At 43.2% G+C, this 13,416-nt stretch carries 13 protein-coding genes; 6 read left to right on the top strand and 7 right to left on the bottom strand.

Translation table 11 applies throughout. From position 1 onward, the window contains the following. Positions 1-58 precede the first annotated feature (58 nt). From AB5217_RS21695 to AB5217_RS21670, 6 genes are all read right to left on the bottom strand, one after another. A complete protein-coding gene (locus AB5217_RS21695) occupies positions 59-298 on the bottom strand; it encodes a hypothetical protein (RefSeq protein WP_368112744.1) in 240 nt (79 codons plus the stop codon). A gap of 332 nt (positions 299-630) precedes the next feature. Beyond that, entirely contained in the window at positions 631-984 is a 354-nt protein-coding gene (locus AB5217_RS21690) for a helix-turn-helix domain-containing protein (protein WP_005643639.1), read from the bottom strand. 12 nt (positions 985-996) lie between these two features. Then, positions 997-3,042, bottom strand: coding sequence for a bifunctional DNA primase/helicase (locus AB5217_RS21685; RefSeq protein WP_032530619.1), 2,046 nt, complete (start codon positions 3,040-3,042; stop codon positions 997-999). Further along, the gene (locus AB5217_RS21680; protein WP_014298752.1) at positions 3,026-3,370 is read right to left on the bottom strand and encodes a helix-turn-helix domain-containing protein; all 345 of its coding nucleotides are present in this window, start codon (positions 3,368-3,370) and stop codon (positions 3,026-3,028) included. The genes AB5217_RS21685 and AB5217_RS21680 overlap by 17 nt, the downstream gene beginning before the upstream one ends. A 518-nt stretch (positions 3,371-3,888) precedes the next feature. Next, positions 3,889-5,760 (bottom strand): PAS domain-containing sensor histidine kinase, encoded by a 1,872-nt coding sequence (locus AB5217_RS21675; RefSeq protein WP_032846479.1) that lies wholly within the window; start codon positions 5,758-5,760, stop codon positions 3,889-3,891. Positions 5,761-5,951: 191 nt separating this feature from the next. After that, a complete protein-coding gene (locus AB5217_RS21670; protein WP_004306352.1) occupies positions 5,952-7,337 on the bottom strand; it encodes a GDSL-type esterase/lipase family protein in 1,386 nt (461 codons plus the stop codon). Between the two features lie 91 nt (positions 7,338-7,428). On the opposite strand from AB5217_RS21670, the gene AB5217_RS21665 reads away from it, so the two are divergent. The 3 genes from AB5217_RS21665 to mtgA all read left to right on the top strand — a co-directional run bounded on the left by AB5217_RS21665 (position 7,429) and on the right by mtgA (position 10,383). After that, on the top strand, positions 7,429-8,781 hold the full coding sequence (locus AB5217_RS21665; RefSeq protein WP_004300349.1) for an MATE family efflux transporter: 1,353 nt from the start codon (positions 7,429-7,431) through the stop codon (positions 8,779-8,781). Between the two features lie 164 nt (positions 8,782-8,945). Continuing rightward, on the top strand, positions 8,946-9,662 hold the full coding sequence (locus tag AB5217_RS21660; protein ID WP_004300348.1) for an OmpA family protein: 717 nt from the start codon (positions 8,946-8,948) through the stop codon (positions 9,660-9,662). Beyond that, the gene (gene mtgA, locus AB5217_RS21655) at positions 9,640-10,383 is read left to right on the top strand and encodes a monofunctional biosynthetic peptidoglycan transglycosylase (RefSeq protein WP_004306355.1); all 744 of its coding nucleotides are present in this window, start codon (positions 9,640-9,642) and stop codon (positions 10,381-10,383) included. The genes AB5217_RS21660 and mtgA overlap by 23 nt, the downstream gene beginning before the upstream one ends. Positions 10,384-10,474: 91 nt before the next feature. Here the strand turns inward: mtgA and AB5217_RS21650 are convergent, their stop codons facing one another. After that, a complete protein-coding gene (locus AB5217_RS21650; RefSeq protein WP_004300346.1) occupies positions 10,475-10,978 on the bottom strand; it encodes an RNA polymerase sigma factor in 504 nt (167 codons plus the stop codon). A gap of 240 nt (positions 10,979-11,218) precedes the next feature. Here AB5217_RS21650 and AB5217_RS21645 point away from each other — a divergent pair, with 240 nt between their 5' ends. The 3 genes from AB5217_RS21645 to AB5217_RS21635 all read left to right on the top strand — a co-directional run bounded on the left by AB5217_RS21645 (position 11,219) and on the right by AB5217_RS21635 (position 13,414). Continuing rightward, positions 11,219-11,779: a LemA family protein gene (locus AB5217_RS21645; RefSeq protein ID WP_032846476.1), complete on the top strand. Its 561-nt coding sequence runs from the start codon at positions 11,219-11,221 to the stop codon at positions 11,777-11,779. 45 nt (positions 11,780-11,824) lie between these two features. Then, complete coding sequence (locus tag AB5217_RS21640) at positions 11,825-12,787, top strand: M48 family metallopeptidase (protein ID WP_004318617.1); 963 nt, start codon at positions 11,825-11,827, stop codon at positions 12,785-12,787. A 126-nt stretch (positions 12,788-12,913) separates the two neighbouring features. Next, positions 12,914-13,414: a DUF4251 domain-containing protein gene (locus tag AB5217_RS21635; RefSeq protein ID WP_032846475.1), complete on the top strand. Its 501-nt coding sequence runs from the start codon at positions 12,914-12,916 to the stop codon at positions 13,412-13,414. The last annotated feature ends 2 nt before the right edge of the window (positions 13,415-13,416 follow it).

The following is a 13,416-nucleotide window of genomic DNA, read 5'->3' as shown; positions in this document are numbered from 1 at the left end:
TTGTCTGTTTCTGCAAATATAAGCATTTTATCCGCTTATGCAACTTATAATCAGGGATTTAATTTATAGAAGTCCCCTTAATATCTTCAGGAGCATATACTTGATAATAAGTACCTGTTGTTTTATCAAAACCATCGTTCTTTCTATCACCGTATTGTCCTTGTGGTTTAACCTGCTGGAAATTACGGTTGTGACGTTGCATGATATGTGTAAAAAAAGACTCAAATGCTGCACCGTCACAAGAATATACTTTTGTTTGAAACATCAAACGTACTATGTATCTCGTGTTTCTATCCATGACTATTTAATCTAACTACAAAGATACGGATTTCATATGATTCTTGTATGCTTCTTTGAGAATATTTAAAATATTCCATAACACATAGTCATACTAACGATTGAAACATTCCAGTTTTTACGCCACAAAACTGGAATATTTTTAGGTGTACACATAAAAAATGATACCCCTCCGGACCGCTGTCCTTTGGAGTATCACCATTCGAACAAGAAAAGAAACTTCATCCTGTTTCACAACTGTATGAAGTCATTGTTATGACAAACACCAATATGCAGTTTGGGATTTCCTGCCTCACGGCAGTAGTTTCACCGGTACAAAGCAAAAACATGGACTTATTCTTTCGGCAGCGGATAGCTCTCGGACAGCTTGTCCTCACGTGCCTGCCGTTTTATCTCGTTCTCGTCGAAGTTGTTGCGGATGAACTCGTGCAAATCCGACTCCTTGTAATACGTCTTGTGATATATCGAATAGAACTTCAGCACCCCGTTATTCCGGTATCGTTGCAGCGTGCGTTTGCTGATGCGCAGCAACAGGCATACTTCCTGATTGTCGTACAGACGCTCTCCGTTCAGGTAGTTCAGGTGCTTTTCCCTCGTTTCCGCCTTGTCCAGCTTCCGGGAGATGCGGTACAACTCACCCATGATACGTTCCATCCATGCTTCAAATTCCGTTTTATCTACTAACATACGCTTTCCTCCTCAAAAGTTCCCGATAACATAATAGCTCTGGTTATCGGATGATTTCAGAATGATTTCTTTCTCACGCATGAACTTGATGTAGCTTTTCGCCGTGCGCTCCTTCACCTCCAGTATCGACTGGATTTCTTCCGCAAGCTCCACGTAAGTAACAAAGCGCCTCCGGCTGAATACCTCTTTGGCCACGGCTACAAGCTCGTCCTCTTTGCGCTTGTCTTTTTCCTCTTTCGGCTTTTCGCCCAGATAGACATGCATGGCCTTTTCCTTATCCCACGAAAACTGCATGATAGGCACGTCCAGCGGACTTCCATCCCTTACTTTCAGAGCCTTCACCACTGATATGGTCGGATCGCTGTCTTTCTCTATGGAAAGGATCGCCGCAGCCTTCCGCTGCAACTCGCTTCCCAAGTGTCCCCTCAGCTTCAGCCCGTTGGGAATAAAGTGCAGTACCGTAACGATACACGTCTTGTAGATACCGGCCAGCCGGTACAGTTCTTCCACGACGGCTATGCTCTCCGCTTCATCGTTGGCGCATTTTATCAAATCCGCAATCCCGTCTATCACCACCAGATGAACACCCCCATATTGATAATGGTACTTGTCCAAGCTCTGGATAATGGAAAGCAGGCGTTCTTTCCGGCTCATTCCCGTAAGACAATACGCCTTGAACCATTCCGGCATCGCCTCACGTCCGCAGCGCCGCAGCAGGTTGCTGATATTCTTATAAAGCTGTACTTCGCTCTGTTCCGTGTCATAGAACAGTACCGCCTTGTTCCTGCCGTTTTCGTGGAGCGTAACGCCCAGCGCATCCACATCCGTTCCGGTGGGACGGATAGCTCCGGCAATCAGTGCCGCCACATAGTTACTTTTTCCCGTGCCTTCTCCGCCGGTGATACAAAGCAGGTTGCCTTGAGTTCCGAGAGGCACGTCATTTACCGATACGATCATCTGTGCAATGGGAGGCGGGTTGTTGAAATCCACCTCGCAGGATTTCAATGCCGACATGGTTTCGCTGTATAAGGTTTCCAGATAGTCCAGAAAAAGTTTTATCAAATCCTCACGGCTGTTTCCCAGCATAAAGTAGTCCGATACATCCTTCTCCGTCTTTGTACCGGCAAGCGGGAGCAACAATCGTTTAACCCCGTATTCCTTCAGTTCCTCTTCACGCTTCGCCGAGCTTTTCAGCCCGATGCTGTCCACATCATAGAGGAGGATGATATGTTTGAACCGGAACGAAAGCCGGTGTATGACAGCCGCAGGGATAAAAGCCGTTTCCGAATTGAAACAGATCGCATGGAAACCGTGTGCCGCCAGACTCATCACATCCTTTTCCCCGCCTGTGATAAAGAGCAGATCACCTTTTGCCGGCAGCTGCTCCAGCCCGAAACAGTAGTTGTCGCCAAAATCACCGGCATACAGGAACCGCATTTGTGAACACGGACGGTAAACCTTGATATGCTGTTTCCCCATATATCCGAACATCGGTTCATCGGTACTTGTCATGCAGGAAAAAGGCTTCCTTTCCTGGTTCTCGCTGCTGAACTTCTTTAGCGATACCGTCCGGTACGCTTTCAGAATATTTTCCCCGATCCCCGATTTACCCCAGAAGGCAAGTTCCGCAGCCGTAAAGGGCTTTTGCACGACAGTATAAGGCCGGACACTTTTCGCTTTCGACTCTTCCGATACCACTTCATTCTTTTGGGGCACTTTGCTATGGCTCACATGATATTCCTCATGTGCGGACAGCCCCAAATGCAGGTCACGGTTTATTATTTCCATGATCTCGACAAACTCTTTAGGATCCTTGCTGTTAAGGCCGTTCAGCCTGCCCACCAGCTCAAAACAGTCCCCCGAATAATCCTCATTCCCGAAATCCTTCATTTTAAACACTCCGGCCTTACGTTCGTAATAAATATTGCACGAAGCCTTCGTATCCTTATAAAAAGGATTCAGGAAGTTCTTTCCCACCTTGAAATCCAGCGGTAGGTAATAGCGAAATACGGAAATGCCCTTTTCCGTCATTTTCAGTATATCATCCTTTCTTATCATTACCGGTTCTCGTTAGGTAGTTCTTGCGAAAATCCTCCAATGTTTGGGGTTTACACCGAATGGTACGCTCTTCCAGACAGCGTTCGACCTCCGACAGCTTGTACATACACCGTCCACGCAGCATGGAATAGCTGATCAGGTTTTCATCTCTCAGGCGTTGCAATGTACGTGTACTGATCCCCAACGCTTCCGCCAGTTGGTTGCTATCCAGCCAAGCCTCCTTTTTTTCTTCCGAAGGCAACTGCGCTGCGGCTACATACTCTGCGATTTTTTCAATCTTCCCTACAAGCGCTTTATACGCTTCGCTTTCAAATGTAATAACTTCCATAACAAACTTAAATTTCTGTGTCTGCTGCAAAAGAATAACAATAAAAGGCAGCGCATGGGATACTATACGTGTACTACACCATGTTTTTTCGGTTCAGAGAAAAGGAAGGGGAACTGCCTCACATAAACGGCAGTATCGAGGCGGACAGCAAGGCTGTAGGACTGATGCAGCATCCGCCCAGTGCAAGGGGCAAACCTATTCATATATATAGGTTCGCCCCTTGCACTGGGGATTTTTTTAAAGATTTAATAATCAAATATTTGGAAAATAAAAAGTAATGTTCTATCTTTGGGGCATCAGAGAACGGCTGACAAACGAATGCCTCTCACTGACAACAAGCGTTCCTATAAATCGTTACTAATTCGTTACGGTACGATTTTTCAAGGTTTACAAGAGTTTATAAATCAAAGATATAGACCGCTGCGGTGAAAGCCCCAGGCGGATCACAAAAACAAAATTAATCCCTTGATAATCAGTCGTTATCAAGGGATTTTTCTTTTAAGATTCTTCACATATACTTACTCAACAAGCATAGAACGACACGGCAGTTCGATTACAAAAGTAGTACCGATCCCCAGTTGGGAATCAACTAATACCCGCCCGTTCATCTTCTCAACGATTAGTTTGCAGATAGATAAACCCAAACCGGCCCCTTGAGCAAAGGAATCCAACTTCTCAAACCTTTCGAATATCTTTTCAAGCATATTCTGCGGGATGCCCCGACCGGTATCTTTAACACCGATTCTGACAGATTGGTGGTCTACCTCATAGAAGACTTCCACATGTCCGGTGGTAGTGTTCTTTAAGGCATTCGAAAGAAAATTACTCAAGATCTGTTTGATACGCAGGCTATCCAGTTCTACCAGAGAATCATGTGCCGGATAGTTAGTCAGAAGTTCAACGCCGGATGGTACTTGATGAGCATACTCCGCTACACTCTCGTCAAGAAGCTCGGAAAGATTAACCCAGTCCGGACGCAATTCCAGATAACCGGATTCTATTTTAGAAAGATCAATTACATCATTAATCAGATTTAATAATAGTTTGTTGTTATGTCCAATCAGAGAATTATATAGTTCCTTTTCCGCTGCATTTTCCGTACTAGTCAACAGGCTTGAAAAGCCGACAATAGCATTTAAAGGAGTACGGATTTCGTGACTCATATTAGCCAGGAAAGCAGACTTTAACCGATCGGATGCTTCAGCTTTATCACGTGCCTTGACAAGCATTTCTTCTGTCCTTTTCAGTTCTGTGATATCATAATTGATGCTGATAATTTCGATAATCCGGTCTTGCGGGGCATATTTCTTTACTAACAGATTGACATGCGTCCATGTGTATGTACCATCCTCCCTAAGGACACGCATCTCTTTGCTAAGTTTGGTAGTAAGCCCCTTTCGTGCGTCGTCCAAAAACCGAATCAACAAGGCACGGTCATCGGGGTGGAAATGCTGGTATGTGCCAAAGATGTCGGACAACGGAGTTTCATCCGCTTCACCCACATTTCTGTACCAGCTTTTTTGGGCATAGCCGTGTCCACTCAAAACATTGAAGTGGGCATAACCGACCTTGGCATAATCACCGACCAGTTCAAAAAACTCCTCAAACTCCTGAATCTTATTATAGGCTACCGTTGTTTCTGTCTTATCCGCATTAATCAACAGATAGTTTATCGGTTGGTGTTCGCTATCATATAATGTAGTCACTTTAGTCACTAAATCAATTGTGCCCTGTTTCTGGGTATTCTGATAATACGAACCAACCTTCGAGAAGTCATAACGGAAAGTAAAGTCGGCATCTTCATTTTTCTTCAGCCGTTCTTTCATTTCTTTCGGAAAAATAGGGTTCTCAAAAATATTGATACCCAATACATCTTCCTTCTTCTCTATATGAAACATCTCCAATTCCTTATCGTTCAAATCCACCAATACCCCATCCATATCGTATAATTCGATACCAATAGGCAAATACTTGAAAATGTTAGATAAGAGACGCTCACTGTATTGCAAAGCTTGATAAGCAGATGCCATATCAGGACCATCTTGCACTTCGGATATACCATAAATGATTTCGTTTCCGTTTTCATCCGTTTCTTGAAAACATACCTTGCTACGTACCCAAACAGGTCCTTTCACCGTATCAAGTAAATATACCGCTTCCGGTCTTTGATGCACGCCAAAAGAATGGACAGTCGTAGGACGTTGCTCCTCCTTCAGAATACGTTTATTGAAATCTTCAAAACTAATAATTCCGGTCTGATCCAGACCTAATAACTCTACTATAAAGTCAGAACATTCATAATTCGCAGTTGATAAATTGGCTTTCCACCATCCCATATTAGCGTTAGCCATCAACTGCGAGAAAAAGGTAAAATCTTGTAGTCTATTCATAACGCTATTTATCATTTTATTATTTTTCGGGCGCAAAAATACGGATTACCCATAAACCAGACTTTCAGAAAGTTATATTTTTAGCATATTATAAGAAGTTTATTCGTCGTTAAACTAAAAAAATTCCGGTTGAAACTTTCTCATAAAGAGATTGTTCCAACCGGAAATTCTGCATTTATTGTGTTTCCATTTTACTTTTTCAGGGACTGATAAACAGCTTTTGCCATCACTTTGGCACCTGCTTCATTCGGATGAATCTTATCCGGGAATAGTTCGGGCATTCCGTCCATTGCCGTATGAAGATCGATGACGGACAGGTTGTTTTTCTTAGCAACTTTCTTTATCATCGGAATAATTTCTTTAGAGATTATATCGTCATTGATATTATCTCCGGTCTGATAGGCTTTGGAAGGATAACAAAGATAAATTTTCGGTTGGGAAGGCAATGCTTTGAAAGCATCAACCATTGTTTGAAGATCTTTCGTGAAGTCGGCTTTATACTTCCAGTTGAACGATTTACTGTCATTCGTACCCAGTTTGATGACAACGATATTGGGATTGAAAGCCAGCGCATCCTGATAAGCCTTTTCGTTCATATAAGGATTATCGCCCTTATTCAACAGAGTGCGGGCACTTACTCCAAAATTCTTTACCCAATAAGCCTCTCCCAGCATACGACTTAACACAGCAGGATAGCTATCACGATCGCGATTCTTGATACGTGCTCCATACGTTATACTATTGCCGATACAAGCTACACGGATGGCATCTTTGTGAGGCACTTTAAAACTACGAAGCCAGGATGTCAGCTCATTCAGCATTTCACTCTTGTAGAGGAAACCCTCGCGAATTCCCCATCCATGTCCACCGGAAGGATAAATATGAAGTACCGAAGGCACATTATTCTTGTTTAGAGCCAAATAATAATTAACCCCGTTAGCGGGCGGAACGGTCTTATCGTCGTCGCTATATACAATGAAAGCACGTGGCGTATCTTTCGTTACTTGCTTTTCATTGGAATATTCCGTTTCCAATTCAGCAGAAGCATTTTTTCCCAAAAGATTGTCGTGAGACCCCATGTGGGTATATGATTTATCCATCGTAATCACAGGATAGAACAGAATCTGGAAATTCGGACGAAGTTCGGGTTTGGCGTGAGTGGCAATGGTAGATGCCAGATGTCCACCGGCAGATGAGCCCATGATGCCTATATCATTCGGGTTCAGATTCCAAACATCAGCACTGTCACGCACAACTTTCATTGCCGCTTCAGCATCTGAAATGGGCAATGTACGATCCCCCTTCGGCATACGGTATTTCAGCACAATCAATGCAATACCTTGTTTATTGAAATAGGGTGCCCAGTCGCAACCTTCATGTTCGAAAGCCAAATGCGAATATCCGCCACCCGGACAAGCAACCACAGCACGCCCCGTTGCCAATTCCGGCGCAGGAAGGAATACGCGAAGTGAAGGTTGTTCGATATCAAAAGGCTTCGGAGCATTCTGTGCTACCACCCGTGAACCTGCTAGCAAGAGAAGCAACAGGAGAAAAATAGTAGAAAATTTCTGTTTCATAGTATCTATGTACTTTGATTAATGAATAATTAGATGTGCGAAGATAGTAATTTTACGTATCTTTGCACCCCATTTCGATTAGAAAAATTATATGCAAGGAATAAAGAATCTGACACAAGGTCCTATCAATCGTCAACTGTTTAATCTGGCAATGCCGATCATGGCAACGTCGTTTATTCAAATGGCATATAGTCTCACAGACATGGCATGGGTAGGACGGTTGGGAAGTGAAGCCGTAGCCGCTATCGGTTCTGTCGGAATCCTGACGTGGATGTCCGGTTCTATCTCCTTATTAAATAAGGTAGGATCTGAAGTGAGTGTCGGACAATCCATCGGTGCGCAAAGCCAGGAAGATGCCCGCAGCTTCGCGTCTCATAATATTACGATTGCTTTGATTATTTCCATTTGCTGGGGCGGACTCCTTTTTATATTTGCAGAACCTATCATACGTATTTATGAACTTGAGGAACATATCACAGCCAATGCCATTCAATATCTGCGGATTGTTTCTACCGGATTACCTTTCGTTTTCCTTTCCGCTGCCTTCACCGGAATTTATAATGCAGCAGGACGCAGCAAAGTCCCGTTCTTTATCAGTGGCACAGGGTTGATATTGAATATCGTTCTGGACCCACTCTTTATATTCGGTTTCGGACTGGGAACAAACGGTGCGGCGTACGCCACCTGGATTGCAGAAGCAAGTGTTTTCCTGATTTTCGTCTATCAGTTGCGTTGCAGGGATGCGCTGCTGGGCGGTTTCCCTTTCTTCACCCGGCTAAAGAAAAAGTACACGCGGAGAATCCTTAAACTGGGATTACCCGTAGCGACTTTAAATACATTGTTTGCCTTCGTCAACATGTTCCTCTGCCGCACCGCTTCCGAACAGGGAGGGCACATCGGCTTAATGACGTTCACCACCGGGGGACAAATCGAAGCAATTACTTGGAACACCTCACAGGGATTCTCCACCGCACTAAGTGCCTTCATCGCCCAAAACTATGCTGCCGGACGAATCGAACGGGTACTTAAATCCTGGTACACTACCCTATGGATGACGGGAATCTTTGGCACACTCTGTACCTTGCTATTCGTTTTCTTCGGAAACGAAGTTTTCGCCATATTCGTGCCCGAACAGGCTGCTTATGAAGCCGGAGGTGTATTCCTTCGTATCGACGGATATTCCCAGCTCTTTATGATGCTCGAAATCACCATGCAGGGAGTTTTCTACGGCATCGGCCGCACAATACCCCCTGCCATTATCAGCATCAGTTGCAACTATATGCGTATTCCGCTTGCTATCCTGTTTGTACGGATGGGTATGGGAGTGGAAGGAATCTGGTGGGCAGTCTGCGTCACCACCGTTGCCAAAGGTTTAATTCTTTTGAGTTGGTTCATTATTATCAAAAAGAAGTGCTTAAGTATTCCTTCAACGATAAAAGGATAATGTTCGTTTTCCTTTATTAACAAACAAAGGGATTCATCCGAGTTATTTTAACTTAAAAAGTACATGCTTGCCAAATAATATGTATCTTTGCATTGTTATTTATAATACGAAGCGATTCGTATAAAAACATTATTTATAAACCAATTAAAAAAAACATCAACATTATGAACAAGATGAAATTTATGGTTCTCTTCATGAGTATTGCCATGATATTTGGTAGCTGTGGAAGTATGAACAACACTGGTAAAGGTGCTGCTATCGGTGGTGGTTCGGGTGCTGCACTGGGTGCAATCCTGGGAGGTGTTATCGGTAAAGGTAAAGGTGCCGCTATTGGTGCTGCTATCGGTACGGCAGTAGGTGCAGGTACGGGTGCTCTTATCGGTAAGAAGATGGACAAAGCAGCAGCAGAAGCAAAACAAATTGAAGGCGCACAAGTAGAACAGATAACAGACAACAACGGATTGCAAGCCGTGAAAGTAACATTCGACTCGGGTATTCTTTTCACTACCGGTAATGCAAATCTAAGTGCTGCTGCTAAATCTGCTTTAAGCAAGTTTGCCAACAATGTGCTCAATCAGAACCGGGATATGGACGTGTCTATCTACGGATACACTGACAACCAGGGCTGGAAAAACAGCACTGCCGCACAAAGCCAGCAGAAAAATCTGAACTTGTCACAAGAACGTGCACAGAGCGTGTCTAGTTATTTGTTGAGTTGTGGTGTTTCCACCAATCAGATCAAAGGTGTACAGGGAATGGGTGAAAGCGATCCCGTTGCAAGCAATGACACTGCTGCCGGTCGCGAACAAAACCGTCGTGTAGAAGTATACATGTACGCAAGTGAACAAATGATTAAAGATGCACAAGCAGCTGCTAATTAAAAAAATTCTGCGCTATACGCGCAACCTGCTGATTTTCTTCTTTGCATCCACTCTGTTGGCAGTGATTGTGTATCGGTTTATGCCGGTTTATGTCACTCCGTTGATGGTTATCCGAAGCGTTCAGCAGATTTTTTCAGGAGATAAACCCACGTGGAAGCACACGTGGGTTTCTTTTGATAAGATATCTCCCAACCTGCCGATGGCGGTCATAGCCTCCGAAGACAACCGTTTTGCCGAACACAACGGATTCGATCTTGTAGAAATCAAGAAAGCGATGAAAGAGAACGAAACACGCAAACGGAAACGCGGAGCAAGTACCATTAGTCAGCAGACAGCCAAGAATGTGTTCTTATGGCCGCAATCTTCGTGGGTACGCAAGGGACTCGAAGTCTACTTTACGTTTCTCATCGAACTGTTCTGGTCGAAAGAACGAATCATGGAAGTCTATCTCAACTCTATAGAAATGGGAAATGGCATCTACGGCGCGCAAGCTACCGCAAAGGTCAAATTCGGAACAACAGCTGCCCAGTTGACCCGGGGACAATGCGCACTTATCGCCGCTACTCTGCCCAATCCGATACGGTTTAACTCGGCGAAACCTTCGTCATACATATTAAAACGACAAAATCAGATATTACGGCTGATGAATCTGGTTCCTAAATTTCCATCTGAAGAAAAAGCCGTAGAAAAGAAAAAAAGCAAAAACAAGAAAGGCAAGTGATAATTGAATCATAAATAAAAAGAAAGGAGCAACGAGGATCTATCCCCTTGCTCCTTTTGCTTATAAGCTTGTTTGTATGCGTTATCCTCATTTATACAAAATCTTTCAACTCTTGTTGTAAACGTTGACGTGTGAAGAATATGCGGCTCTTCACTGTACCTAATGGCAATCCTAATTTCTCTGCAATCTCACGGTATTTGAAACCTGATACGTGCATGGAGAAAGGAATCTTATACTCCCGGGGGAGTGCGTTGACGATGCGATGCATCTCTTTCAGGTCGTAAGCACCTTCGGTACTTTCAAATCCTGAATCTTGTGGCAGATTTAAGTGATAATAATTATCGGTGGTATCAACAAAGGTCTGATCGCGTACTATTTTACGGTAGTTATTTATAAAGATGTTGCGCATGATAGTGTACATCCATCCTTTGAAATTTGTGTCCGGAACATATTTCTCCTCATTGTCTAATGCTTTTAAAGATGTTTCCTGCAATAAATCATTTGCTTCTTCACGGTTGGCCGTTAATTTATAAGCAAAACGAAGCAACTCTTCCTGTACTCCAATTAAATCTTTTCTGAAACTTAAACTTTTCATACTTTAATGGTTTTATGGTTAATATTTCGTTTTTCTCGATGTTTGCAAGTTTAAAGGTATTTTGCTTATCAAGCAGGGGAAAATTTGTCATTTCTTGGGGGTTAATTCTATCAAATGACAGATTTTAGGTGCTTTCTGATAGTTTTTAGGTGGTATTTGCGAAATTTACCCCCTACTACTTGGTTAAAAGAACCAAATAGATTACTTTTGATTTTATATTATTAAATAAAACAAAAAGCTATGACCATACTTATTATTGTAGGGATTATTGTATTGCTGGGCATCATTTTTGCTTCCATGTACAACTCATTAGTGAAATTGAGAAACAATCGTGAAAACGCGTTTGCCGACATCGATGTACAGTTGAAACAACGCCATGATCTCATTCCCCAACTGGTAGACACCGTGAAAGGATATGCCGCACACGAAAAGGAAACGCTCGACCGGGTGATTCAGGCACGTAACGGTGCAATCGGCGCAAAAACGATTGATGATAAGATAGCTGCCGAAAACCAGTTAAGCTCTGCTCTTGCTGGATTGAAGATTACTCTCGAGGCTTATCCCGATCTGAAAGCTAATCAGAATTTCCTGCAATTACAGGAAGAAATTTCTGACGTAGAGAATAAACTGGCTGCTGTTCGCCGCTACTTCAACTCGGCCACTAAAGAATACAATAACGCCGTGCAGACATTCCCGTCGAATATCGTAGCAGGAATGACCGGATTCCAAAGAGAGATAATGTTCGACTTGGGGAAAAACGAACGTGCGAATTTGGAGCAGGCACCCAAAATTAGTTTCTAAAACCTTTATATACACCGTCCATCCAATTACAAAAGTCGAACACGCATGCAATACGTCGGAATCCAAACACAGCAGAGCCGGAATAATCTGCGCTCTGCGTTTCTACTATTCCTGTTTCCCTGTCTCGTGGCAGCACTCCTCTATTTGGCCTGCTACCTGCTGACTTTTATGGGATATAAAGAGGATATGGAAGTCGAAATGATGCCAATAGTCAATCATTTCTTCTTCTCTTCGTTACCATATACCATGGGGATTGTATTAATCTGGTTTCTGATTGCCTATTGGGCTAACACAAGCATTATCAATTCCGCCACCGGCTCCAAGCCGCTGAACCGTCAGGAGAATAAACGAGTTTATAATCTAGTGGAAAACCTCTGTATGTCTCAAGGCATGAAAATGCCGAAAATCAATATCATCTATGACAGTTCCCTGAATGCATTTGCCAGCGGTATCAACGAACGCACATACACCGTTACTCTCTCGGAGGGCATCATCCGGAAACTAAATGATGAGGAACTGGAAGCAGTCATCGCGCACGAGCTAAGTCACATCCGCAACCGCGATGTACGCCTGCTGATTATTTCCATTGTCTTTGTCGGTATCTTCTCCATGCTGACAGAAATCACGTTTTATGCCATTACACACATACGCGTGCGTAGTAATAGTAAAGGTAGCGGCGGTGTGGTTCTTTTTATTCTTATTGCTTTAGTGATAGCCGCCATCGGTTATCTTTTTGCAAGCCTGATGCGTTTTGCCATCTCACGCAAACGCGAATATATGGCAGATGCAGGTTCGGCAGAAATGACGAAGAATCCGTTGGCACTGGCCAACGCTCTCCGCAAAATATCAGCAGATCCCGCTATCGAAGCAGTAGAAAGGAAAGACGTGGCACAATTATTTATTCAGAACCCCCAAAAGGCATCTAAAAGTATATTCAGCGGACTTAGCGGATTGTTTGCCACTCATCCTCCCATCGAAAAACGAATCGAAATACTGGAACAGTTCTAAATTGGGCTAAACTCATAAATAACAGGGGGTTCTGTTTAATTTTCATTAAAAGAAACAGAAGTATCCCTGTCTTTTTAGTATATTTGATTGTTATACATATATACATCAACCTAAATGCAAACTGATATGAGAACGAAGAAGCAAATCTTTATGCTGTTACTAGCCTTGCTAGTGGGCATCCCTACCCTTTCGGCTCAACAAAGTAAAAAGGAAAAGAAGGAACAGAAGAAAGAAGCAGTAATGAAACTAATTGAATCTGAAAATTACAAGATAGATGTCAACACTGCCATGCCGATGCGCGGACGCTCCATCCCTTTGACATCTTCCTACTCACTGACAATCAGAAATGATTCGGTTATTTCTTACTTGCCTTATTATGGACGGGCTTATAGCATTCCGTATGGCGGAGGTGACGGACTTAACTTCAAAACCATCCTCAAAGAATATAATGTGGAAATGGATAAAAAAGGGAATGCCGTTATCAAGTTCGTCGCACGTAATCCTGAAGACAGATATGAATTCAGAGCCAAAGTATTTCCCAATGGTTCGGCAAGTATCGATGTCAATATGCAAAACCGTCAGTCCATTAGTTTTCAAGGAGAACTGGATATAAAGGAGGAAAAATAATG

This window comes from Bacteroides sp. MSSM.1001136sp1_RTP21357st2_D2_RTP21359_211015 (assembly GCF_040913205.1).
Taxonomy (GTDB): domain Bacteria; phylum Bacteroidota; class Bacteroidia; order Bacteroidales; family Bacteroidaceae; genus Bacteroides; species Bacteroides ovatus.
This window is presented reverse-complemented; position numbering and strand designations above follow the sequence as displayed.

Coding starts and splice junctions, on each gene's coding strand:
- AB5217_RS21695 (WP_368112744.1), bottom strand. CDS start 298: ATGGATAGAAACACGAGATACATAGTACGTTTGATGTTTCAAACAAAA.
- AB5217_RS21690 (WP_005643639.1), bottom strand. CDS start 984: ATGTTAGTAGATAAAACGGAATTTGAAGCATGGATGGAACGTATCATG.
- AB5217_RS21685 (WP_032530619.1), bottom strand. CDS start 3,042: ATGATAAGAAAGGATGATATACTGAAAATGACGGAAAAGGGCATTTCC.
- AB5217_RS21680 (WP_014298752.1), bottom strand. CDS start 3,370: ATGGAAGTTATTACATTTGAAAGCGAAGCGTATAAAGCGCTTGTAGGG.
- AB5217_RS21675 (WP_032846479.1), bottom strand. CDS start 5,760: ATGAATAGACTACAAGATTTTACCTTTTTCTCGCAGTTGATGGCTAAC.
- AB5217_RS21670 (WP_004306352.1), bottom strand. CDS start 7,337: ATGAAACAGAAATTTTCTACTATTTTTCTCCTGTTGCTTCTCTTGCTA.
- AB5217_RS21665 (WP_004300349.1), top strand. CDS start 7,429: ATGCAAGGAATAAAGAATCTGACACAAGGTCCTATCAATCGTCAACTG.
- AB5217_RS21660 (WP_004300348.1), top strand. CDS start 8,946: ATGAACAAGATGAAATTTATGGTTCTCTTCATGAGTATTGCCATGATA.
- mtgA (WP_004306355.1), top strand. CDS start 9,640: ATGCACAAGCAGCTGCTAATTAAAAAAATTCTGCGCTATACGCGCAAC.
- AB5217_RS21650 (WP_004300346.1), bottom strand. CDS start 10,978: ATGAAAAGTTTAAGTTTCAGAAAAGATTTAATTGGAGTACAGGAAGAG.
- AB5217_RS21645 (WP_032846476.1), top strand. CDS start 11,219: ATGACCATACTTATTATTGTAGGGATTATTGTATTGCTGGGCATCATT.
- AB5217_RS21640 (WP_004318617.1), top strand. CDS start 11,825: ATGCAATACGTCGGAATCCAAACACAGCAGAGCCGGAATAATCTGCGC.
- AB5217_RS21635 (WP_032846475.1), top strand. CDS start 12,914: ATGAGAACGAAGAAGCAAATCTTTATGCTGTTACTAGCCTTGCTAGTG.